General features: G+C 54.1%; 20 protein-coding genes and 1 riboswitch. Of the genes, 12 read left to right on the forward strand and 8 right to left on the reverse strand.

All coding sequences use genetic code 11. The annotated features are described in order from the left end of the window. Positions 1-370: 370 nt before the first annotated feature. Both purH and purD read left to right on the forward strand, forming a co-directional pair. Positions 371-1,960, forward strand: a complete 1,590-nt coding sequence (gene purH, locus DBY68_RS21645) for a bifunctional phosphoribosylaminoimidazolecarboxamide formyltransferase/IMP cyclohydrolase (RefSeq protein WP_108477124.1) — start codon at positions 371-373, stop codon at positions 1,958-1,960. An 11-nt stretch (positions 1,961-1,971) separates the two neighbouring features. Beyond that, positions 1,972-3,264, forward strand: coding sequence for a phosphoribosylamine--glycine ligase (gene purD, locus DBY68_RS21650; protein WP_108477125.1), 1,293 nt, complete (start codon positions 1,972-1,974; stop codon positions 3,262-3,264). 61 nt (positions 3,265-3,325) lie between these two features. On the opposite strand, the gene DBY68_RS21655 is transcribed toward purD, so the two are convergent. The 6 genes from DBY68_RS21655 to nudC form a co-directional block, all read right to left on the reverse strand. Then, complete coding sequence (locus DBY68_RS21655) at positions 3,326-4,018, reverse strand: DUF1481 domain-containing protein (protein ID WP_108477143.1); 693 nt, start codon at positions 4,016-4,018, stop codon at positions 3,326-3,328. A 12-nt stretch (positions 4,019-4,030) separates the two neighbouring features. Then, positions 4,031-4,303, reverse strand: a complete 273-nt coding sequence (hupA, locus tag DBY68_RS21660) for a nucleoid-associated protein HU-alpha (RefSeq protein WP_001044509.1) — start codon at positions 4,301-4,303, stop codon at positions 4,031-4,033. A gap of 186 nt (positions 4,304-4,489) precedes the next feature. Beyond that, positions 4,490-5,080, reverse strand: coding sequence for a YjaG family protein (locus tag DBY68_RS21665; protein ID WP_108477126.1), 591 nt, complete (start codon positions 5,078-5,080; stop codon positions 4,490-4,492). A gap of 48 nt (positions 5,081-5,128) precedes the next feature. Then, positions 5,129-5,794 (reverse strand): deoxyribonuclease V, encoded by a 666-nt coding sequence (nfi, locus tag DBY68_RS21670; RefSeq protein ID WP_108477127.1) that lies wholly within the window; start codon positions 5,792-5,794, stop codon positions 5,129-5,131. Positions 5,795-5,803: 9 nt separating this feature from the next. Further along, positions 5,804-6,868, reverse strand: a complete 1,065-nt coding sequence (gene hemE, locus DBY68_RS21675; protein WP_108477128.1) for a uroporphyrinogen decarboxylase — start codon at positions 6,866-6,868, stop codon at positions 5,804-5,806. A gap of 43 nt (positions 6,869-6,911) precedes the next feature. Next, a complete protein-coding gene (gene nudC, locus DBY68_RS21680; RefSeq protein WP_108477129.1) occupies positions 6,912-7,685 on the reverse strand; it encodes an NAD(+) diphosphatase in 774 nt (257 codons plus the stop codon). Between the two features lie 96 nt (positions 7,686-7,781). Between nudC and rsd the strand changes: the two genes are divergently transcribed. The 10 genes from rsd (at position 7,782) to DBY68_RS21730 (ending at position 16,523) form a co-directional block, all read left to right on the forward strand. After that, positions 7,782-8,270 (forward strand): sigma D regulator, encoded by a 489-nt coding sequence (gene rsd, locus DBY68_RS21685; RefSeq protein WP_108477130.1) that lies wholly within the window; start codon positions 7,782-7,784, stop codon positions 8,268-8,270. A gap of 50 nt (positions 8,271-8,320) precedes the next feature. Beyond that, positions 8,321-8,430: riboswitch (TPP riboswitch) on the forward strand. A gap of 86 nt (positions 8,431-8,516) precedes the next feature. Then, positions 8,517-10,412, forward strand: coding sequence for a phosphomethylpyrimidine synthase ThiC (gene thiC, locus DBY68_RS21690; protein ID WP_108477131.1), 1,896 nt, complete (start codon positions 8,517-8,519; stop codon positions 10,410-10,412). Further along, positions 10,412-11,047 carry a thiamine phosphate synthase gene (gene thiE, locus DBY68_RS21695; protein WP_108477132.1) on the forward strand — a complete coding sequence of 212 codons (636 nt, stop codon included), beginning with the start codon at positions 10,412-10,414 and terminating at the stop codon, positions 11,045-11,047. The genes thiC and thiE overlap by 1 nt, the downstream gene beginning before the upstream one ends. Then, on the forward strand, positions 11,040-11,792 hold the full coding sequence (locus DBY68_RS21700; RefSeq protein WP_108477133.1) for a HesA/MoeB/ThiF family protein: 753 nt from the start codon (positions 11,040-11,042) through the stop codon (positions 11,790-11,792). The genes thiE and DBY68_RS21700 overlap by 8 nt, the downstream gene beginning before the upstream one ends. Then, on the forward strand, positions 11,776-11,976 hold the full coding sequence (gene thiS / locus DBY68_RS21705; RefSeq protein WP_108477134.1) for a sulfur carrier protein ThiS: 201 nt from the start codon (positions 11,776-11,778) through the stop codon (positions 11,974-11,976). Before DBY68_RS21700 ends, thiS begins: the two co-directional genes overlap by 17 nt. Before the next feature lies 1 nt (position 11,977). After that, a complete protein-coding gene (thiG, locus tag DBY68_RS21710; RefSeq protein WP_108477135.1) occupies positions 11,978-12,748 on the forward strand; it encodes a thiazole synthase in 771 nt (256 codons plus the stop codon). After that, positions 12,745-13,875, forward strand: a complete 1,131-nt coding sequence (gene thiH, locus DBY68_RS21715; RefSeq protein WP_108477136.1) for a 2-iminoacetate synthase ThiH — start codon at positions 12,745-12,747, stop codon at positions 13,873-13,875. Before thiG ends, thiH begins: the two co-directional genes overlap by 4 nt. A 304-nt stretch (positions 13,876-14,179) precedes the next feature. Next, positions 14,180-15,721: a sensor domain-containing diguanylate cyclase gene (locus DBY68_RS21720; RefSeq protein ID WP_108477137.1), complete on the forward strand. Its 1,542-nt coding sequence runs from the start codon at positions 14,180-14,182 to the stop codon at positions 15,719-15,721. Between the two features lie 181 nt (positions 15,722-15,902). Next, positions 15,903-16,208 carry a PTS sugar transporter subunit IIB gene (locus DBY68_RS21725; RefSeq protein WP_108477138.1) on the forward strand — a complete coding sequence of 102 codons (306 nt, stop codon included), beginning with the start codon at positions 15,903-15,905 and terminating at the stop codon, positions 16,206-16,208. Between the two features lie 6 nt (positions 16,209-16,214). Continuing rightward, positions 16,215-16,523, forward strand: a complete 309-nt coding sequence (locus tag DBY68_RS21730) for a PTS lactose/cellobiose transporter subunit IIA (RefSeq protein WP_108477139.1) — start codon at positions 16,215-16,217, stop codon at positions 16,521-16,523. Between the two features lie 43 nt (positions 16,524-16,566). Here DBY68_RS21730 and dcuB read toward each other — a convergent pair whose 3' ends face one another. Next, positions 16,567-17,907, reverse strand: a complete 1,341-nt coding sequence (gene dcuB, locus DBY68_RS21735; RefSeq protein WP_108477140.1) for an anaerobic C4-dicarboxylate transporter DcuB — start codon at positions 17,905-17,907, stop codon at positions 16,567-16,569. 277 nt (positions 17,908-18,184) lie between these two features. Next, entirely contained in the window at positions 18,185-22,408 is a 4,224-nt protein-coding gene (rpoC, locus tag DBY68_RS21740) for a DNA-directed RNA polymerase subunit beta' (RefSeq protein ID WP_108477141.1), read from the reverse strand. Between the last annotated feature and the right edge of the window lie 33 nt (positions 22,409-22,441).

Consider the following 22,441-nt stretch of genomic DNA (forward strand, 5'->3'; position numbering starts at 1 on the left):
GATTTTTCTCTTCAACCGAAGCGGCTGTTGCCGTGTCAGTGGGAGCGCATTATAGGGAGTTCTCATGAGGCTGCAACCCTAAATATGCAGTAATTTTACTGACTGCTGAAATTCACAGCAAAACCCCGCCTTATACCATTTTATACACAGAGTTACCCACAGAACTGCCGATCTTTTTTCTTTCTAAGGGAGATGGAGATGACGAAAATCGGACAACCTGAATGAAAAAGAAAAATTCGCGAGCGTTGCGCAAACGTTTTCGTTACAATGCGACCGCAAAACAAGGATGCCCCGTAAGGGGCGTTAGCTGAGTTTTTTGCGAAAAATTCAGCTAACGCTCTCTGTAATAGTCAAATCCAGGGGATTTACCATGCAACAACGTCGTCCAGTCCGCCGCGCCCTGCTCAGTGTCTCTGACAAGGCCGGTATCGTTGAATTCGCCCAGGCACTCTCCGCACGTGGTGTGGCGCTGCTCTCTACCGGTGGCACAGCGCGCCTGTTAGCAGATAAAGGTTTGCCGGTGACCGAAGTTTCCGATTACACCGGTTTCCCGGAAATGATGGATGGACGCGTAAAAACCCTGCATCCAAAAGTACACGGCGGTATTCTGGGGCGTCGCGGCCAGGATGATGCCATCATGGAACAGCACCACATTGAGCCTATCGATATGGTGGTCGTTAACCTGTATCCGTTCGCCCAGACCGTTGCCCGTGAAGGCTGCTCGCTGGAAGATGCAGTTGAGAACATTGATATCGGCGGCCCGACGATGGTGCGCTCCGCAGCGAAGAACCATAAAGATGTTGCCATCGTGGTGAAGAGCAGCGACTACGACGCCATTATTAAAGAGATGGATGCTAACGAAGGTTCGCTTCTGCTTGCTACCCGTTTCGATCTCGCCATCAAAGCTTTCGAACACACCGCCGCCTACGACAGTATGATTGCCAACTACTTCGGCAGCATGGTTCCGGCCTATCATGGCGAAAGCAAAGACGCCGCCGGTCGCTTCCCACGCACGCTGAATCTGAACTTCATTAAGAAGCAGGATATGCGCTATGGCGAAAACAGCCACCAGCAGGCTGCCTTCTATATAGAAGAGAATGTGAAAGAAGCCTCTGTTGCCACCGCAACCCAGGTCCAGGGTAAAGCCCTTTCCTACAACAACATCGCCGATACCGATGCGGCGCTGGAGTGCGTGAAAGAGTTCGCCGAGCCGGCCTGTGTGATTGTGAAACACGCTAACCCTTGCGGCGTAGCTATCGGTAATTCCCTTCTTGATGCTTACGATCGTGCGTATAAAACCGATCCGACTTCCGCATTCGGCGGCATTATTGCCTTTAACCGCGAGCTGGATGCCGAAACCGCACAGGCCATCATTTCTCGTCAGTTTGTCGAAGTGATCATTGCGCCGTCCGCCAGCGAAGAAGCGTTGAAAATCACCGCTGCTAAACAGAACGTGCGCGTTCTGACCTGTGGTCAGTGGGCCGAACGTATTCCAGGCCTCGATTTCAAACGTGTCAATGGCGGCTTGCTGGTTCAGGATCGTGACCTGGGGATGGTCGGTGCAGAAGAACTGCGCGTCGTCACCAAACGTCAGCCGACCGAGCAGGAACTGCGTGATGCGCTGTTCTGCTGGAAAGTGGCGAAGTTCGTGAAATCCAACGCTATCGTCTATGCCAAAGGCAATATGACTATCGGTATTGGTGCAGGCCAGATGAGCCGCGTGTACTCCGCCAAAATCGCCGGTATTAAAGCCGCCGATGAAGGTCTGGAAGTGAAAGGTTCGTCAATGGCTTCCGATGCATTCTTCCCGTTCCGCGACGGTATTGATGCTGCCGCCGCTGCAGGCGTGACCTGCGTTATTCAGCCTGGCGGTTCAATCCGTGACGACGAAGTGATTGCCGCTGCTGACGAGCACGGTATTGCGATGCTCTTCACCGACATGCGCCACTTCCGCCATTAATGGAGCGACAAATGAAAGTATTAGTGATTGGTAACGGCGGGCGCGAGCACGCGCTGGCCTGGAAAGCGGCGCAGTCGCCGCTGGTTGAGACCGTATTTGTCGCACCGGGTAATGCGGGAACGGCGCTGGAGCCTGCGCTGCAAAACGTCGCTATCGGCGTGACCGATATCCCGGCGCTGCTGGACTTCGCGCAAAACGAAAAGGTAGATCTGACCATTGTCGGCCCGGAAGCGCCGCTGGTGAAAGGCGTAGTGGATACCTTCCGCGCCGCCGGGCTGAAAATCTTCGGCCCAACGGCAGGTGCCGCGCAACTGGAAGGTTCTAAAGCGTTTACCAAAGATTTCCTGGCCCGCCATAAGATCCCCACGGCGGAATACCAGAACTTCACCGAGGTAGAACCTGCACTGGCGTATCTGCGTGAGAAAGGCGCGCCGATCGTCATTAAAGCTGACGGTCTGGCAGCGGGTAAAGGCGTGATCGTGGCGATGACGCTGGAAGAAGCGGAAGCGGCTGTTCACGATATGCTGGCAGGCAACGCTTTTGGCGACGCGGGTCATCGCATTGTTATCGAAGAGTTTCTCGACGGCGAAGAAGCGAGCTTTATCGTGATGGTGGACGGCGAGCATGTGCTGCCGATGGCCACCAGCCAGGATCACAAACGTGTAGGCGATAAAGATACCGGGCCGAACACCGGCGGAATGGGCGCTTACTCTCCTGCGCCGGTGGTGACCGATGAGGTTCATCAGCGCACCATGGAACGTATCATCTGGCCAACCGTGAAAGGCATGGCGGCGGAAGGTAATACCTACACTGGTTTTCTCTACGCGGGCCTGATGATCGATAAACAGGGCAATCCGAAGGTTATCGAATTCAACTGCCGCTTTGGCGATCCGGAAACCCAGCCGATTATGCTGCGCATGAAGTCCGACCTGGTTGAACTCTGCCAGGCGGCCTGTGAAGGCAAGCTGGACGAGAAAACATCCGAGTGGGATGAACGCGCCTCGCTTGGCGTAGTGATGGCAGCGGGCGGTTATCCAGGTGATTACCGCACCGGTGATGTGATCCACGGTCTGCCGCTGGAAGAAGTGGAAGGCGGTAAAGTGTTCCATGCGGGTACAAAACTGGCAGATGACGAGCAGGTGGTGACCAGCGGCGGGCGCGTGCTGTGCGTGACGGCGCTGGGACATACCGTTGAGGAAGCCCAGAAACGCGCCTACACACTGTTGAACGATATTCACTGGGACGGTAGCTTTAGCCGTACTGATATTGGTTATCGGGCAATTGCGCGCGAGCGAGGCGAGTAACTAACGATCCCAGATGCCCGGTGATACACCGGGCCAAGCCGCCAGCTCTTAAGCGAAAGGCTTAAAAATTCTTTTCTGTTGGCTGCCAGGTACAGTAGTCCTGGTTAGCCACCAGCAACAGTTGCGTCCCTTCTGGCGATTCCAGCCAGGCAATACTCACCTCTACCGATGAACGACGCTGACGGTTTTCAACATGCGCCAACGCGCGGCTATCGAGGTCAGGCTTCACCACCTCACCTTCGCAGGTCGTTACGCTGTGATCCGCATGCCAGCGCCCCTGACGCAGTACAACGCGCCCCTGACGCAATGCGTCGCTGGTCTGGTGGATTTGCTCAGCGCGATAGCGGTAAAGCGCTACCTGGTCGCTGGAGAGCTGCTGCTTCTGTCCGTCAACTTCCCGCTGCATGAAGCTCAGTTCACCACGGCTGTCAAAACGGGCACGAATATGTTCGGAAGGCTTACTGTAGATATTCAGTTCAATCAGCGAGAGCTGATCGCCCTGCCAGCGATATTCGCTGGTTGTAGTGGCCCCATTGTGCCACGGGCTGGAAACGGCGAGAAGATGGGTTTCTCCGCCGGAATCTTTGCGCCAGATGCGTACTGCACCCTGATCGTCAGCATAGCCGCTAGCGGTAAACGGCGGCAACGCGCTGTTATGGCTACAGGCAGAAAGCAACAGTATGCCACCTAACGCCGTCACAGAGCGCCAGATAGACAAAAGGGGTGAAACCACCCCTTCGCTAAAACTGTTCACTGCCACGCGGTCTTACTTAACTGCGTCTTTCAGTGCTTTGCCAGAAACAAAAGCCGGCACGTTAGCTGCGGCGATTTTGATTTCTTTACCGGTCTGCGGGTTGCGGCCAGTACGCTCAGCGCGGTGGTTCACTTTGAAGGTACCGAAACCAACCAGTTGTACAGCATCGCCTTCTTTCAGAGACTCAGTAATAGCAGCCAGAGTGGATTCCAGAGCAGCTTTAGCCTGGGTTTTGGACAGTTCTGCTTTGTCTGCAATTACATCAATCAGTTGAGTCTTGTTCATAAGTTATCCTTACAATGTGTTTATCGCTTGCTAAGCATCGAGTGCGACGAAAATGCCAGAAAAGCACTCTCCTGCATACACGCACCGATAGCCACTTTTTTTCGCCCCCCAAATGTAGACCAGACGGGGGGCGGAAGGGAAGCCTTCAGGCACGACAATTCAGGCGGTAAATCACGTTTTGTTGTCTCATTGCTTAAAATTTATACCAATATTGCTCTCACCAGCCTCTTTGAGGTCTGCGCGCAGGCTTTTTATCAGTTCAACATCACGTTCTTCACAGTCGGCTAAAACTCGGAAAATTTCCCACTGAATATCCCATTCCTGTTCCACCGCCGGGTTCTCTTTGAGCTCTTCATCGGTCATTTCACGACCAGCCTGAGTCATCTCCAGCATTGCCACGGTGGTGATAGAACTCTTACTGACTTCAATAGCGTGTTCCAGGGTTTCACCGCTTAAACGAGAATGCACCAGTTCACTCAATGCGACACAGGCATCAATTGCCGGATAAACGCCATACATGTCGAAATCATCCGCCGCCGGGATCGCTTCTTCCAGCTTTTCGAGTTGGCTATCGAAGTTCACTTTGGCATCTTTTACCGTCAGCGTTTCCCAGATGAGATCCAGAATACGGCGATAAACATGCGGATCGCCAAACGCTGACTCTTTGCAGAACATGGCGTAGTTCGGGTACATGCGTTCGCACAGGCAGGCCATAAACGTGACGTGTTGCCAGCTTTCCAGCTTCTCCAGACGCAGGTGAATCGGGTTTTGTAACATGATGAGTTCTCAAATGCGGAAATTAGCCGCAGTTTACCTGAATTGTGGTTATTTTGCTGTAAGACGCACAAAGGCGGCGCGTTCAGAGGCGACAGCGTCTGCCCAGCGTGTAGGCTCCGGCAATCGATAGCCTTTCATACAGCGTTGCACCCACGCGAGTGCGCTATCAGTGGTGACGCGGTGCCCCGTCGCGATAAACAACGGATTACAGCGCGCTTTGCTGCGCCACACCCACGCCAGTTGCTCGCCTTTATCCATCAGCGGGGATAACGCGCCGGGTTCGCTGTCGAGCGGCTCGAATGTACCGCAGAGACGTTTTTTCGCCACGCCTATCGTCGGCACGTCCACCAGCAAGCCAAAATGGCTGGCAACCCCCAAACGACGCGGATGCGAGATACCGTGACCATCGACAAATATTAAATCCGGTTTTTGCGACAGCTTTTCCCACACCGCCAGCAGCGCCGGGTATTCGCGAAAGGACAGGAAGCCGGGTATGTAAGGCATGGTGGTCGCAATGCGCGCCACCTGATACTCAACCAGCTCAAGCGATGGATACTTCAACAGCACCATCGCCGCTCGCGTCACGTCACCGCCCTGCTCAAAACCCACGTCAGCACCGGCGATCAGATCCGGGGGATCCTTATCCAGGCGATCCTCACGGATCACCGAGGAAGCAAGTTCGATTTGTTGAGCGCGTAGTGACGCGAGATCCATAACCACTCCTTACAGATGATAAGGTACAGAGAGACGATGTACCGCCTCGACAAACGCCCCGGCGTGTTCCGGCGGCACATCCTGATGGATGCCGTGACCGAGGTTAAACACATGGCCTTCACCCTTGCCGAAGCCCGCCAGAATGGACGCCACTTCTTCTTCGATGCGCGCAGGCTGCGCGTAGAGCATGGATGGATCCATATTGCCCTGCAGCGCAACTTTGTGGCCCACGCGGCGACGCGCATCGGCGATATCGGTTGTCCAGTCAAGACCCAACGCATCACAGCCAGTTTCCGCCATCGCTTCCAGCCACTGGCCGCCGCCTTTGGTAAACAGCGTGACCGGTACGCGACGTCCATCGTTTTCACGCAGCAGGCCATCGACGATTTTATGCATGTAGTAGAGCGAGAATTGCTGATAATCGCGACCGGTGAGCACGCCTCCCCAGGTGTCGAAAATCATCACCGACTGCGCGCCAGCTTTAATCTGTGCATTCAGATAGAGGGTGACGCTTTGCGCCAGCTTATCGAGCAGCAGATGCAGCGTTTGCGGTTCGGCATACATCATCTTTTTAATAACGGTAAACGCTTTGCTGCTGCCGCCTTCGACCATGTAGGTCGCCAGCGTCCAGGGGCTGCCGGAGAAACCAATCAGCGGCACTTCGCCCTTCAGTTCGCGGCGAATCGTGCGCACCGCGTTCATCACGTAACCCAGTTCGCCTTCCGGATCCGGAATCGGCAGCTTATCAACATCCGCTTTGCTGGCGATCGGCGAGGTGAAGCGTGGGCCTTCGCCCGCTTCAAAATAGAGGCCGAGACCCATTGCATCCGGGATGGTCAGAATATCGGAGAACAGAATGGCTGCATCCAGCGGGTAACGGCGCAGCGGCTGAAGCGTCACTTCGCAAGCCAGCTCAGCGTTTTTGCACAGGGACATAAAATCCCCGGCCTGGGCGCGAGTGGCTTTATATTCCGGTAAATAGCGGCCCGCCTGGCGCATCATCCAGACAGGGGTGACATCCACAGGCTGACGCAGCAGCGCACGCAGGTAACGATCGTTTTTCAGTTCGGTCATTTTTCCATTCCTTGAGCTCTTTCACGCCAGTGTAACATGAGTGTCACTCATACTCTGCCCGACAGAGTGCGACAGTATCTTCAATGAGTCGACGTGCGACGGTTCCCGGCGGCGGCAGTAACGGTAAATCGTCATAGCGATACCAGTTGGCTTCCAGCAGCTCTTTGGGGTCGATCACGATCTCGCCGCTGTCATACTCGGCCATAAATGCGGTCATCAGTGATTGCGGGAACGGCCACGGTTGGGAGGTAACATAACGCAGGTTTTTGATTTTTATACTGCTCTCTTCCATAACTTCACGCGCGACGGCCTGTTCCAGCGTTTCGCCCACTTCGACGAACCCGGCCAGCACGGTGTGCACGCCGTTGCGATGACGCGTATGTTGTGCCAGCAGAATGGTGTCATCGCGACGGATGGCAACGATAATGCAGGGTGCGATTTGCGGATAATAACGTTGACGGCAGTGGTCGCAGAGCATCGCCCATTCAGTTTTGCTGGGGTGCATCGTATGCCCGCAATAGCCGCAGAATTTATGTGAGCGGTAAAACTCCGCCAGTTGTACACCACGCCCGGCGAGCTGGAACAACCCCACGTCCTGGTCGAGAATTTGCCGCAGCGAGCCCATATCATGGCGGCGCTGTTGCTGAATCAGCCACACCGGTGAGCCTTGCCACTCCCCAATCAACAGCGCACGTTGGCCCGCAAGATCGAAATTCCCCGCTTCACCCCAGGGTAATTCTCCGCCCGGCAACCACAATTTTTGTTCATGGCTGACGACCCACCAGCCGATGTCTAATTTTTCAATTATACGATCCATATCTATTGCACTACCTTTGCTTCACTGGCATGTTATTTACATTATCGTTACATCTTAGTGCGCAGTCTTTAAACCCACTTGTGCGGAGTCAATCACATGTTAAACCAGCTCGAAAGCCTGACGGAGCATGTTGGAGGCAGTAACAAACTGGTCGACCGCTGGCTAAACATTCGCAAGCAATTGCTTATCGCTTATTCCAACCTGATTGGTATTAAGCCTGGCAAAGAATCGTTTATACGGCTGAATGAAAAAGCACTGGATGATTTTTGTCAGCGACTGGTGGACTACCTCTCCTCCTGCCACTTCAGTATTTATGAACGCATTCTGCATAAATTGGAAGGCGACGCCGCGCTTTTAACGGCCACCAAAATCTGGCCAAAGCTGGAAGCCAATACCCAGCAGATTATGGACTACTACGACTCGAGCCTGGAGACAGCCATCGATCACGATAATTGTTTTGAATTTCAACAAGCATTGTCGGATATCGGTGAAGCGCTGGAGGCACGTTTTGTGCTCGAAGATAAGCTCATCATGCTCGTACTGGATGCGATGCACAATAACGCCGGGATCAAACGTCCCGCTTGAGATTTTACGCATTAACGCGTAGTTTACATTCATCGCCTCATTTGTGGGGCTACATCTTGTCGGAGTGCCACGTGTGAAAACACAGGCTGAGACCGTTAATTCGGGATCCGCGGAACCTGATCAGGCTAATACCTGCGAAGGGAACAAGAGTAATTCAGCATTATGCCTCTGCCTTCACGGGCGCTGTGCATCCATTACTCCATCCGTCGTCTGACAAGCCATATCCTTTTTTATTTGGTATGCGCTATGTCTACAACAAAACTGACTCGCCGCGAACAACGCGAACAGGCTCAACACTTTATCCATACCCTGGAAGGCACCGCTTTTCCCAACTCTCGCCGTATTTATCTTGCCGGTACCCAGCCTGGCGTACGCGTGCCAATGCGCGAAATTCAGCTTAGCCCCACATTAATCGGCGGCACTGAGGGTAATCCGCAGTACGAAGAGAACGAAGCGATTCCGGTGTATGACACCTCTGGCCCCTATGGCGACCCGGCAGAAAAAATTGATGTCCGCCAGGGCCTGGCAAAACTGCGCCAACCATGGATTGACGCGCGCGCCGATAGCGAAACCTTAACAACACGCAGCTCCGCGTATACTCAGGCCCGCCTCGCGGATGAATTCCTCGACGAACTGCGCTTCACCGGTTTGCTGACGCCAAAACGCGCATGCCCCGGTAAGCGCGTCACTCAACTCCATTATGCTCGTCGGGGAGTAATCACCCCGGAGATGGAATTTATCGCCCTGCGCGAAAACATGGGGCGCGAGCGTATTCGTAGCGAAGTGTTGCGCCAGCAGCATCCAGGGCAAAGTTTCGACACACTGCTACCGCAAAATATCACACCTGAGTTTGTCCGTGCCGAGGTGGCGGCAGGTCGGGCGATTATCCCGGCGAATATTAACCATCCGGAATCAGAACCGATGGTTATCGGGCGCAACTTTCTGGTGAAGGTGAACGCCAATATCGGTAACTCGGCCGTCACCTCTTCCATCGAAGAAGAGGTGGAAAAACTGGTGTGGGCAACCCGTTGGGGCGCCGACACGGTGATGGACCTCTCCACAGGCCGCTATATCCACGAAACACGCGAGTGGATCCTGCGTAACAGCCCGGTACCGATTGGCACCGTACCGATCTACCAGGCGCTGGAGAAGGTTAACGGGATCGCAGAAGATCTGAGCTGGGAAGCCTTCCGCGATACGTTGCTGGAACAGGCCGAGCAAGGGGTCGACTACTTCACCATCCACGCGGGTGTGCTGCTGCGTTACGTGCCGATGACCGCAAAACGCCTGACCGGTATTGTGTCGCGCGGTGGCTCGATTATGGCGAAATGGTGCCTCTCACATCATCAGGAAAACTTCCTTTATCAACACTTCCGCGAAATCTGTGAAATCTGCGCCGCCTATGATGTGTCGCTGTCACTGGGCGACGGCCTGCGCCCCGGTTCTATTCAGGACGCCAACGATGAAGCACAGTTCGCGGAGCTGCACACGTTGGGCGAGCTGACCAAAATTGCCTGGGAGTATGACGTGCAGGTGATGATTGAAGGCCCGGGCCACGTGCCAATGCAGATGATTCGTCGCAATATGACCGAGGAACTGGAGCACTGCCACGAAGCGCCGTTTTACACTCTGGGGCCACTCACCACCGATATTGCGCCAGGCTACGACCACTTTACCTCCGGGATTGGTGCGGCAATGATTGGCTGGTTCGGCTGCGCGATGCTGTGCTACGTCACACCAAAAGAGCACCTCGGCCTGCCTAACAAAGAAGATGTGAAGCAAGGCCTTATTACCTACAAGATTGCCGCCCACGCAGCCGACCTGGCTAAGGGCCACCCCGGCGCGCAGATTCGCGATAACGCCATGTCGAAAGCACGCTTTGAATTCCGCTGGGAAGATCAGTTCAACCTGGCGCTCGACCCTTTCACCGCCCGCGCGTATCACGATGAAACATTGCCGCAGGAGTCAGGCAAAGTTGCCCATTTCTGCTCAATGTGCGGGCCCAAATTCTGCTCCATGAAAATCACCCAGGAAGTGCGCGATTACGCGGCGAAACAGGCCGCAGAGGCCGGGATGAACGAAATGTCCGGTCAGTTTCGCGCCCGGGGTGGCGAACTCTATATCCCTCAGGAGAACTTATAATGTATCAGCCCCATTTTCCCCCGGTTCCTTTCCGTTTAGGACTCTACCCGGTTGTCGATAGCGTGGAGTGGATTGCGCGTTTGCTGGAAGCGGGCGTACGCACGATCCAGTTGCGCATCAAAGACAAACGCGACGACGAGGTAGAGGCTGATGTGGTTGCCGCGATTGAACTCGGTCGTCGTTATCACGCGCGTCTGTTTATCAACGACTACTGGCGTCTGGCGATTAAACACCAGGCTTATGGTGTGCATCTGGGGCAGGAAGACCTGGAAACCACCGATCTCGAGGCGATTCGCGCGGCCAATTTACGCCTTGGTGTATCGACCCACGATGATATGGAAATCGACGTGGCGCTGGCGGCACAGCCTTCTTATATCGCGCTGGGTCACGTGTTCGCAACGCAAACCAAGCAGATGCCCTCCGCGCCGCAGGGACTGGAACAGCTCGCCGCGCATATTAAACGCCTGGACGATTATCCCACCGTTGCCATTGGCGGCATTAGCCTTGAACGCGCCCCGGCGGTACTGGCGACAGGCGTTGGCAGCATCGCTGTCGTGAGCGCGATTACGCAGGCCGCAGACTGGCGCGACGCCACCGCGAAACTGCTGGCTCTGGCAGGAGTGGGCGATGAATGATCGCGATTTTATGCGCTACAGCCGCCAGATGCTGCTGGAGGATATCGCCGTGGAGGGCCAGCAAAAACTGCTCGCCAGCCGGGTGCTTATCGTCGGGCTGGGCGGCTTAGGCGCGCCTGCGGCGTTGTATCTTGCCGGTGCGGGCGTCGGCACGCTGGTGCTGGCCGATGACGACGAAGTACACCTGAGTAATCTGCATCGTCAGATTGCCTTTTCCACGCACGACATCGCCCGTCCAAAAGCAGAGGCCACACGTGCGCGGCTGGCGGAATTGAACCCGGATATTACCCTCGTCACACTTTCGCAGCGGCTGGCGGGCGACACGCTCAGACAGGCGGTGCAGGATGCGGATCTGGTGCTCGATTGCTCCGATAACATGGCGACGCGCCAGGCAATAAACGCGGCCTGTGTGGCGCAGAACACGGCGCTGATTACCGCCAGCGCGGTGGGATTTGGCGGGCAGATGATGGTACTGACGCCGCCGTGGACGCAAGGTTGTTACCGTTGCTTGTGGCCTGACGATGCCGAACCGGAACGCAACTGCCGAACGGCGGGCGTAGTCGGCCCGGTAGTGGGAGTCATGGGTACACTGCAGGCGCTGGAAGCTATCAAGCTATTAAGCGGCATGCCCACCAGCAATACCCTGCGCCTGTTTGACGCACGCGCGCACCAGTGGCGAAACCTGGCGCTGCATCGCGCGGTGGACTGCCCGGTTTGCGGAGGTCGCCATGCAGATTCACTTTAATGATGAACCGATGCCGTGCGCTGAAGGGCTCTCCGTCACTGCCCTGCTCACGCAGCTTGAACAGTTAAAGCCGGGCGTCGCGCTGGCGCTCAATCAACAAATCCTGCCGCGCGAGCGTTGGGAACATCACATTGTGCAGGACGGCGATCGAATCCTGCTTTTTCAGGTTATAGCCGGGGGCTGACATGTTACGCATTGCCGATAAAATCTTTGATTCTCATTTATTTACGGGTACCGGAAAATTTGCATCATCAAAGGTGATGGTCGATGCCATTCGCGCATCGGGCAGCCAGCTTGTCACGCTGGCAATGAAGCGCGTCGATTTACGCCAGAATAACGATACCATTCTGGAACCGCTGCGTGAGGCGGGCGTGACGCTGCTGCCGAATACCTCCGGCGCAAAAACGGCGGAAGAAGCGGTCTTCGCTGCGCAATTAGCCCGGGAAGCGCTGGACACAAACTGGCTGAAACTGGAAATTCACCCCGACGCACGCTGGCTGTTGCCCGATCCTATCGAAACCCTGAAAGCCGCTGAACTGCTGGTCAAGGAAGGTTTTGTGGTGTTGCCGTACTGTGGCGCAGACCCGGTGCTGTGTAAGCGTCTTGAAGAAGTGGGTTGTGCCGCCGTGATGCCGCTGGGTGCGCCGATCGGTTCGAATCAGGGGCTGGAAACCCGCGCGATGTTAGAGATTATCATCGCTCAGGCAAATGTACCGGTGGTGGTCGATGCGGGAATTGGCGTACCAAGCCACGCAGCACAGGCGCTGGAGATGGGCGCCGACGCGGTGCTGGTGAATACTGCCATTGCCGTCGCCGATGATCCTGTGATGATGGCGCACGCGTTTCGTATGGCGGTTGATGCCGGTATCCTGGCCCGACAGGCCGTTCCGGGTGCACGACGCGCGCACGCTGTCGCCACCAGCCCGTTAACCGGTTTCCTGGAGGCCAGCGCATGAACACCTTCAGCGATCGCTGGCGTGAACTCAACTGGGACGATCTGCGCCTGAAAATCAGCAGTAAAACCGCGGCCGACGTTGAACGCGCGCTGGCCGCCCGCCATCTTACGCGTGACGATATGATGGCGCTGCTCTCACCTGCTGCTGCCGATTATCTCGAACCCCTGGCGCAACGGGCGCAACAACTTACCCGCCAGCGCTTCGGCAACACCGTCAGTTTTTACGTGCCGCTGTATCTTTCGAACCTGTGCGCCAACGACTGTACCTACTGCGGTTTTTCCATGAGCAACCGCATCAAGCGTAAGACGCTGGATGAGGCCGAAATCGCCCGTGAATGTGCGGCTATCCGCGCAATGAATTTCGAGCACCTGCTGCTGGTAACCGGCGAGCATCAGAGTAAAGTCGGGATGGATTATTTTCGCCGCCATCTTCCCGCCATACGCAGCCAGTTTTCATCGCTACAGATGGAGGTGCAGCCGCTCTCAACCGAAGAGTACGCTGAACTGAAAACGCTGGGGCTGGACGGGGTAATGGTTTATCAGGAAACCTACCACGAGGCGCAGTACGCCCATCATCATCTGAAAGGCAAAAAGCAGGATTTCTTCTGGCGGCTGGATACGCCGGATCGCCTGGGCCAGGCGGGTATTGATAAAATTGGCCTCGGCGCGCTGATTGGTCTGTCGGACAGCTGGCGGGTGGATTGCTTTATGGTGGCCGAGCATTTGCTGTGGCTTCAGCACCACTACTGGCAAAGCCGCTACTCGATTTCCTTCCCGCGCCTACGCCCCTGCGCGGGCGGTATTGAGCCAGCGTCATTGATGGATGAAAAGCAACTGGTGCAGGTGATCTGCGCGTTTCGCCTTTTCTCGCCGGACATTGAGCTGTCGCTCTCCACCCGTGAATCGCCGTGGTTCCGCGACAACGTGATCCCGCTGGCAATTAACAATGTGAGCGCTTTTTCCAAAACGCAGCCGGGCGGTTATGCGGACGATCATCCTGAACTGGAGCAATTTTCTCCACACGATGCACGCAGGCCGGAAGCCGTGGCGGATGCCCTGCGCGAGCGTGGTTTACAGCCGGTGTGGAAAGACTGGGACGGCTGGCTGGGACGCGCCTCGCAACCCTGAAGAGAGTGATGTAAGGGCATGATTTTCTCTGCGAAGATCCTCGCAGAGCCTCACTTTGCGCGTTGTTGAATAGCACGTGGCGGAATACGCTAGCCCTCGTCAGCAGGATGTTGACCAGGGCGGCTCTTCCTTCCTCTTCCGCCCTGCCTCCCCTACGCTTTTAAGATAATCGGCAACTATTTTTGCGTCTCTGATTTGATTACCCTATAAACAATAAGGAAAGCATAAGTTTTTTATATCGCCGCACAACACCTCCTGGCCCCTTATACTTTTGCCATTCACCTTCTGGAACGAAGAAAACGTTATGAGTACTCATAGCAGGAAACTGTCGTTTACTACACCGATAATCATCAGTTTCGCTGGTATCCTTTTGAGCTTTCTGGTCATTGCAACCCTGGTGATGCTTAATCAGCGTAAAGATATCATTGAGGATTACCACCATATCAATCGTAACTTCACCCACAATATGGCGGTGAATTACATGGAATCTATCCTGCGCGAAGATGATTATATTTTAAGCCGCGCGACGGCGTTTTTATCGAACAATGAACAGCTGGACAATGTCGTCAATCGCGATCCGGAGAAAGGCACCGAGCTCATGATGCATCTGCTGGCGCTAATGCCAACAGTAACGTCTATTTCTGTCGCCGATCCTCATGGGAATTATTTGCGCGTCCCGCAGGTGATGGCGTCATCTGACAGCAGTGAGTTTGATGCCACCAAACGCCCCTGGTTCCGCGCTCAGGGCGATTCCGGGCTGTTTTCTCGATACACGCAGCCGTATACCGATTTCTTTACCCGCGAAACCACTATCACGATGGCCAAGCCTGTCGTTTCTCCGGATGGAAAATTGAAAGGAACACTGGCATTTCATCTGGATTTACCGTCAATGAGCTACACCCTGCGACAAATGCAATCGCCGGTCAGCGGGGAATTTTTTGTGGTTAATCGTAATGGTAAGGCGGTGCTTCACCCGGATACCACCCGCCTGTTCAGTAATATGGTGCCTGAAAAACTGATGGACCAAATGACCAACGCGGAAGGGGAAATACACGACGGGAAGAGCAAAACCTGGCTCTACTATTACTCATTCACTAACCCGGACTGGTTCGTCATTTACAAAGTGTCTGACCGTACACTCGCCGACCTCGCCCATCACGAGACGGTAATTGTGGCCTGGGGATTTGCTGTAGCCGCCTTTGTCATCATCGTCTTCGGTCTCTATTTGCGCCACGCCTCGCGTTCCGTGTTAATGAACATCATCAATGCCATCAAAACCGGCGATGTTAACCGCGCGCCAAGGCTTGAAGCGATGTTAAGCAAAGCCATTGAAACCAATAAAGAGCGAGAAATGGCCTACGTTCGCCAGGCAACGATCGATGCACTGACCGGCTGTAAAAATCGTCGGGCCTTTGATAGCGACATTGCCGCCTTGATGAACGATCACCAACCGTTCGCACTGGCACTGGTCGATGTTGATAATTTCAAATCAATCAATGATACCTGGGGGCACCTTAACGGCGATATTGTACTGCGTAACGTCGCACGCGAAGGGTTACAGATTCTGCAACCGCATGAGATTTCGATTTATCGCTATGGTGGCGAGGAGTTTGCCGTTATCTTCCCGGCAACGCATATTGATTCCGCTCGCACTCTGCTGGAAAACTGGCGTGAGAAAGTCGCTCAACGTACGTGGCGTGAAGAGGGGCTCACCGTAACCTTCAGCGGTGGGCTGGGCGAATGGAATATGGAATCGCTGGAGCAGTTGATTGTTAGCGTTGACGAAGCGCTTTATAAAGCAAAGCAGCAGGGGAAAAACCGGATTTTGCGAACAACCGTGTCCTGATCTCCCTCCCTCTGAATAAGCCCACAGCCGTGGGCTTTTTTTACCCCACCAGCAAAAATGTAACCGGTTTCAGTTTTTTCAGCCTTTCTTTGTGATGGCTTACACACAATCGCCGCAAAGCAGTTGTTGAACCCTCTCTCCCGCGATAAAGATGTGACATCAAGGAACATGAGGGCGAATTATGAAGAACATCGTTTTATGCTGTGCTGCAGGTATGTCCACCAGTATGCTGGTTCAACGTATGAAAGACGCGGCTCAGAAGAAAGGTATTGAGGTTTCCATCAAAGCTGTGCCGGTCGCGGAATTCAAAGACAATCTTAATGAAGCCGACATCATTCTGCTTGGCCCTCAGGTCAAGTATGAGCAAGCTAAGCTGCAGGCGCAGGCCGATCCGCTGGGCAAAAAAGTGGCGGTTATCGACATGATGGATTACGGCATGATGAAAGGTGATGCCGTTCTGGAAAAAGCCCTCAAACTGATGGAGTAAGCTGGCATGGAAGATTTGGAAACCACCATTATGGAGCTGCTGGTTAACGCTGGCGCAGCACGTAGTGCCGCATTAACCGCGTTACAGCTGGCACGCAAAGGCGATTTCGCCGGTTCAGAAAAAGCGATGGCGGAGTCACACGACTACGTGAAGCATGCACATACCATTCAGACACAGCTTATTGGTCTGGATGAGGGTACCGGTAAATTACCGGTTAACCTGATCACCGTTCACTCTCAGGACCATCTGATGAACGCGATGGTGATTCAGGATTTAGCGACGGATATGATCGAACTCTATCGTCGCACCGCCTAATCAGACGCATTAGAGCAGGTGCCTTACGGCACCTGCTTTTTTATTACAGAAAACCGTACAGCCCGGCGAATACCCAGCCAAATACGCACGAGACACTCACGCCAATTAAGCCCGGCAGAATAAAACTGTGGTTAATCACGAAGCGACCAATATGCGTGGTACCTGAACGATCGAACTGAATTGCCGCCAGGTCGCTGGGATAGGTTGGCAAAATATAATAACCGTAGCAGGCAGGCGCTGAGGCCACGATATACGCGGGGTCCACGCCAATCGCCAGTGCGACCGGAACAATCGCCGCCAGCGCTGCCGCCTGAGAGTTCACGAATTTCGAGACCAGCAGCAGCACAATTGCATAGGCCCATGGATACTCTTTCACCATTTCGCCTAACACGCCCTTAATTTCAGACATGTGTGCACCGAACATGGTCTCCGCCATCCAGGCGATGCCGTACACCGCTACAATCGCAATCATCCCGGAACGGAAGACTTCATTTTTGGAAATCGACGCCGGGTTGGTTTTGGTGATGATAATAATCAGCGCACCGGAAAGCAGCATAAACATCTGGATGACCAGCACCATCGACAATGGCTTGCCGTCAAAGGCCGGGCGAAGTTCAGAGAATGCCCCCAGTAATGCCACAACCGCAATGGATGCCAGGAAGATCCACATCGCTACCCAGTTACTGGTGGGGAGTTTTTTATCCAACAACGTCGCCGTATCGCCGTACACATAGTGACGGTTTTCCGGTACGGCAATAAACGCCTGGAAGGTCGGGTCTTTATCTAAATCCTTCCCGCGGAACCAACTGAAAATACCAATCGCCAGGATGCCGAGCAGCGTTGAGGGAATGGTAATGGATAAGAGATCGAGGAATTCAAGATGCTTACCGTTAAAGGTGAAATTACCAAGCATCGCCACTAATGAGACCACGGCAACGGAGACCGGGCTGGCTATAATGCCCATCTGCGCGCCGATAGAACTCGCCGCCATGGGACGTTCAGGCCTGATATTATTTTTGATCGCCACATCGTAGATGATCGGCAAAATGGTATACACCACATGTCCGGTACCACAGAGAATGGTTAGCGTGCAGGTCACGAAAGGCGCAACAATAGAGACATACTTTGGATTACGTCGCAGAAGTTTTTCGGCAATTTGCAGCATCACATCTAAGCCGCCAGATGCCTGAAGCGTTGCCGAAGCGGCCACCACAGCAATAATCACCAGCATCACATCGACAGGCGGTTTTCCTGGCTGAAGATGAAAAACAAAGACCAGAATAACCAGTCCGATGCCGCCCAGGAGGCCCAGCGCAATACCGCCTTTCCGTGCGCCGTAGAATAAACAAATTAAGATGATAATGAGTTGTATAGCAAATTCCATGCATCCCCCAAATCCTGTCCGTTAATATCCGCTATTTTGTCGTGCACTGATTATTGTTTTACCTTTCCTCCTTCGACTTTTTCAGGGCAACAAAACCCGCCCGACACGACGGTGCCGGGTGTAAAAATCATTTATTTGATTACTAAGATGCTTTGACTATATCCACTTTATAAATGTGGTTTTTTGATATGCGTAGAATTTTTAGCCATTGATTTTTGACAGATATAAAAAAAGCCAGCCGGGAACCCGACTGGCTTTTTAAGCGCTACCTTAACGATTACTCGTTATCGGAACCGCCCAGGCCTGCGTTCAGCAGTTCTGCAAGGCTGGCAGATGCTTCTTCCGCACTCACCTGCTGAGTAGCAGGTACTTCACCTGCTGCACGGCGGCGAATACGATCCTGGTGGTACGCATAACCGGTACCCGCCGGGATCAGACGACCTACGATAACGTTCTCTTTCAGGCCACGCAGTTCGTCGCGTTTGCCCGCAACGGCTGCTTCGGTCAGGACACGAGTGGTCTCCTGGAACGATGCCGCAGAGATAAAGGACTCGGTTGCCAGAGACGCTTTGGTGATACCCAGCAGATCGCGGGAGAACGTTGCGCCCACTTTGCCGTTCGCTTCCAGTTCGCGGTTAGCGATCTTAACGCGAGAGTATTCAACCTGTTCGCCTTCCAGGAAGTCGGAGCTACCTGCGTTTTCGATGGTGGCTTTACGCAGCATCTGACGAACGATAACTTCGATGTGTTTATCGTTAATCTTAACGCCCTGCAGACGGTATACGTCCTGGACTTCGTTAACGATGTAACGAGTCACAGCATGAACACCACGCAGACGCAGAATGTCATGTGGTGCTTCCGGACCGTCGGAAACCACGTCACCACGTTCTACACGTTCACCTTCGAACACGTTGAGCTGACGCCATTTAGGAATCATCTCTTCGTACGGTTCGCTACCGTCTACCGGGGTGATAACCAGACGACGTTTACCTTTGGTTTCTTTACCGAAGGAAATGATACCGCTGATTTCAGCCAGGATTGCTGGCTCTTTCGGACGACGAGCTTCGAACAGATCCGCAACGCGTGGCAGACCACCGGTAATATCCTTGGTACCGCCAGATTCCTGCGGAACACGGGCCAGGGTGTCACCAGAACTGATCTGGATGCCATCTTCCAGCTGAACAATCGCTTTACCCGGCAGGAAGTACTGCGCAGGCATATCGGTGCCAGGGATCAGAACGTCGTTACCCTGAGCATCAACGATTTTCAGTGCCGGACGCAGATCTTTACCACCGGTCGTACGTTCAGCAGAATCCAGAACCACCAGAGAAGACAGACCGGTCAACTCATCAGTTTGACGAGTAATGGTCTGGCCGTCGATCATGTCAGTGAAGCGAACAAAACCGCTTACTTCGGTGATAACCGGCATGGTGTGTGGATCCCAGTTTGCAACGGTTTCGCCGCCGGCAACCTGTTCGCCATCACCTTTCGCCATAACAGAACCGTAAGGCACTTTATAGCTTTCTTTGGTACGACCGAATTCGTCGATCAGTTTCAGCTCGGTGTTACGTGAAGTGATAACCAGCTTACCGCTGGAGTTCACAACCGATTTCGCGTTGCTGAGCTTGATGCTACCTTTGTTTTTCACCTGGATGCTGGATTCAGCAGCCGCACGCGATGCCGCACCACCGATGTGGAACGTACGCATGGTCAGCTGTGTACCCGGCTCACCGATGGACTGTGCCGCGATAACGCCGATAGCTTCACCTTTGTTGATGATGTGGCCACGCGCCAGGTCACGACCGTAGCAGTGCGCACATACACCAAAGTCGGTGTCACAGGATACAACAGAACGCACTTTGACGGAGTCAACGGAGTTCTCTTCCAGCAGATCACACCAGTGCTCGTGCAGCAGCGTGTTACGTGGAACCAGAATGTCCGCGGTACCCGGCTTCAGAACGTCTTCAGCGGTTACACGACCCAGTACGCGATCGCGCAGCGGCTCTTTAACGTCACCACCCTCGATAACCGGGGTCATGGTGATGCCTTCCAGCGTGCCACAATCGTCTTCAGTAACCACCAGGTCCTGCGCCACGTCGACCAGACGACGAGTCAGGTAACCGGAGTTCGCTGTCTTCAGTGCGGTATCCGCCAGACCTTTACGCGCACCGTGAGTTGAGATGAAGTACTGGAGTACGTTCAGACCTTCACGGAAGTTCGCGGTGATTGGCGTTTCGATGATGGAGCCATCTGGCTTCGCCATCAGACCACGCATACCCGCCAGCTGACGAATCTGCGCCGCAGAACCACGCGCACCGGAGTCGGCCATCATGTAGATGCTGTTGAAGGAAACCTGCTGCTCTTCCTGACCGTCACGGTTAATCACGGTTTCAGTTTGCAGGTTATCCATCATCGCTTTGGATACACGATCGTTCGCCGCAGCCCAGATATCGATAACTTTGTTATAGCGTTCGCCCGCGGTTACCAGACCAGACTGGAACTGTTCCTGGATCTCAGCAACTTCGGCTTCCGCTTCGCTGATAATCTCGTATTTTTTCTCCGGGATGACCATGTCATCGATACCAACGGATGCACCTGAACGCGCTGCATAAGCAAAGCCGGTGTACATCGTCTGGTCCGCAAAAATAACGGTCGGTTTCAGGCCCAGAATACGGTAGCAGGTGTTCAGCATTTTGGAGATAGCTTTCTTACCCAGTGCCTGGTTCACGATGCTGAACGGCAGACCTTTAGGTACGATCATCCACAGAATGGCACGGCCAATGGTCGTGTCTTTCAGGCTGGTTTTAGCAACGAACTCGCCGTTTTCATCTTTTTCATATTCGGTGATACGCACTTTAACGCGCGCATGCAGAGAGGCCAGGCCAGCGCGATAAATACGCTCTGCTTCTTTCGGGCCAGTCAGCACCATGCCTTCGCCTTTGGCGTTAACACAGTCACGGGTCATGTAGTACAGACCCAATACAACGTCCTGAGACGGAACGATGATTGGCTCGCCGTTCGCAGGTGACAGAATGTTGTTGGTAGACATCATCAGCGCACGCGCTTCCAGCTGGGCTTCCAGCGTCAGCGGTACGTGAACAGCCATCTGGTCACCATCGAAGTCGGCGTTATATGCCGCACAAACCAGCGGGTGCAGCTGAATTGCTTTACCTTCGATCAGAACCGGTTCGAATGCCTGGATACCCAGACGGTGCAGTGTTGGTGCACGGTTCAGCATAACCGGGTGTTCGCGGATAACTTCGTCCAGGATATCCCAAACGACAGCTTCTTCGCGCTCAACCATTTTCTTCGCAGCTTTGATGGTGGTAGCAAGACCACGCAGCTCCAGCTTGCCGTAGATGAACGGTTTGAACAGCTCCAGCGCCATTTTCTTCGGCAGACCGCACTGATGCAGACGCAGGTATGGGCCAACGGTGATTACAGAACGACCGGAGTAGTCAACACGCTTACCGAGCAGGTTCTGACGGAAACGACCCTGCTTACCTTTGATCATGTCGGCCAAAGATTTCAGAGGACGTTTGTTAGAACCGGTGATCGCACGACCGCGACGACCGTTATCCAGCAGGGCATCAACCGCTTCCTGCAGCATACGTTTTTCGTTGCGTACGATAATGTCCGGCGCGGCCAGATCCAGCAGACGTTTCAGACGGTTGTTACGGTTAATGACGCGACGATACAGATCGTTCAGGTCAGAAGTCGCGAAACGACCACCATCCAGCGGAACCAGCGGACGCAGATCTGGCGGCAGTACCGGCAGAACGGTCAGGATCATCCACTCTGGTTTGTTACCAGACTGAACGAACGCTTCCAGCAGTTTGATACGCTTGGTCAGCTTTTTACGCTTGGTTTCGGAGTTGGTTTCGTTCAGCTCTTCACGCAGAGTTTCACACTCTTGCTCCAGATCCATGCTTTTCAGCAGGGCCTGAATAGCTTCCGCGCCCATCTTCGCGTCGAATTCGTCACCGAACTCTTCCAGCGCGTCCAGATACTGTTCTTCGGTCAGAATCTGGTTACGTTCCAGGTTCGTCATACCGCCTTCGATAACCACATAGGATTCGAAGTACAGAACACGTTCGATATCACGCAGCGGCATATCGAGCAGCAGGCCGATACGGGACGGCAGAGATTTCAGGAACCAGATGTGCGCAGTCGGAGACGCCAGCTCGATGTGGCCCATACGCTCACGGCGTACTTTGGTCTGGGTCACTTCAACGCCGCACTTCTCACAGATCACACCACGGTGTTTCAGGCGCTTGTACTTACCGCACAGGCACTCGTAGTCTTTTACCGGCCCAAAGATACGGGCGCAGAAAAGGCCGTCACGCTCAGGTTTGAACGTACGGTAGTTAATGGTTTCCGGCTTTTTAACTTCACCGAAAGACCATGAACGGATCATGTCTGGCGAGGCCAGAGCAATTTTGATCGCATCAAACTCTTCGGTTTTAGTCTGCGCTTTCAGAAACTTTAATAAATCTTTCACGGATTTGCTCCCGTCGGAGTTAGCACAATCTGG

Origin of the sequence: Pseudocitrobacter sp. RIT415 (assembly GCF_003057695.2) — a bacterium.
Lineage (GTDB): Bacteria > Pseudomonadota > Gammaproteobacteria > Enterobacterales > Enterobacteriaceae > Pseudocitrobacter > Pseudocitrobacter faecalis.

Coding starts and splice junctions, on each gene's coding strand:
- purH (WP_108477124.1), top strand. CDS start 371: ATGCAACAACGTCGTCCAGTCCGCCGCGCCCTGCTCAGTGTCTCTGAC.
- purD (WP_108477125.1), top strand. CDS start 1,972: ATGAAAGTATTAGTGATTGGTAACGGCGGGCGCGAGCACGCGCTGGCC.
- hupA (WP_001044509.1), bottom strand. CDS start 4,303: ATGAACAAGACTCAACTGATTGATGTAATTGCAGACAAAGCAGAACTG.
- DBY68_RS21665 (WP_108477126.1), bottom strand. CDS start 5,080: ATGTTACAAAACCCGATTCACCTGCGTCTGGAGAAGCTGGAAAGCTGG.
- nfi (WP_108477127.1), bottom strand. CDS start 5,794: ATGGATCTCGCGTCACTACGCGCTCAACAAATCGAACTTGCTTCCTCG.
- hemE (WP_108477128.1), bottom strand. CDS start 6,868: ATGACCGAACTGAAAAACGATCGTTACCTGCGTGCGCTGCTGCGTCAG.
- nudC (WP_108477129.1), bottom strand. CDS start 7,685: ATGGATCGTATAATTGAAAAATTAGACATCGGCTGGTGGGTCGTCAGC.
- rsd (WP_108477130.1), top strand. CDS start 7,782: ATGTTAAACCAGCTCGAAAGCCTGACGGAGCATGTTGGAGGCAGTAAC.
- thiC (WP_108477131.1), top strand. CDS start 8,517: ATGTCTACAACAAAACTGACTCGCCGCGAACAACGCGAACAGGCTCAA.
- thiE (WP_108477132.1), top strand. CDS start 10,412: ATGTATCAGCCCCATTTTCCCCCGGTTCCTTTCCGTTTAGGACTCTAC.
- DBY68_RS21700 (WP_108477133.1), top strand. CDS start 11,040: ATGAATGATCGCGATTTTATGCGCTACAGCCGCCAGATGCTGCTGGAG.
- thiS (WP_108477134.1), top strand. CDS start 11,776: ATGCAGATTCACTTTAATGATGAACCGATGCCGTGCGCTGAAGGGCTC.
- thiG (WP_108477135.1), top strand. CDS start 11,978: ATGTTACGCATTGCCGATAAAATCTTTGATTCTCATTTATTTACGGGT.
- thiH (WP_108477136.1), top strand. CDS start 12,745: ATGAACACCTTCAGCGATCGCTGGCGTGAACTCAACTGGGACGATCTG.
- DBY68_RS21720 (WP_108477137.1), top strand. CDS start 14,180: ATGAGTACTCATAGCAGGAAACTGTCGTTTACTACACCGATAATCATC.
- DBY68_RS21725 (WP_108477138.1), top strand. CDS start 15,903: ATGAAGAACATCGTTTTATGCTGTGCTGCAGGTATGTCCACCAGTATG.
- DBY68_RS21730 (WP_108477139.1), top strand. CDS start 16,215: ATGGAAGATTTGGAAACCACCATTATGGAGCTGCTGGTTAACGCTGGC.
- dcuB (WP_108477140.1), bottom strand. CDS start 17,907: ATGGAATTTGCTATACAACTCATTATCATCTTAATTTGTTTATTCTAC.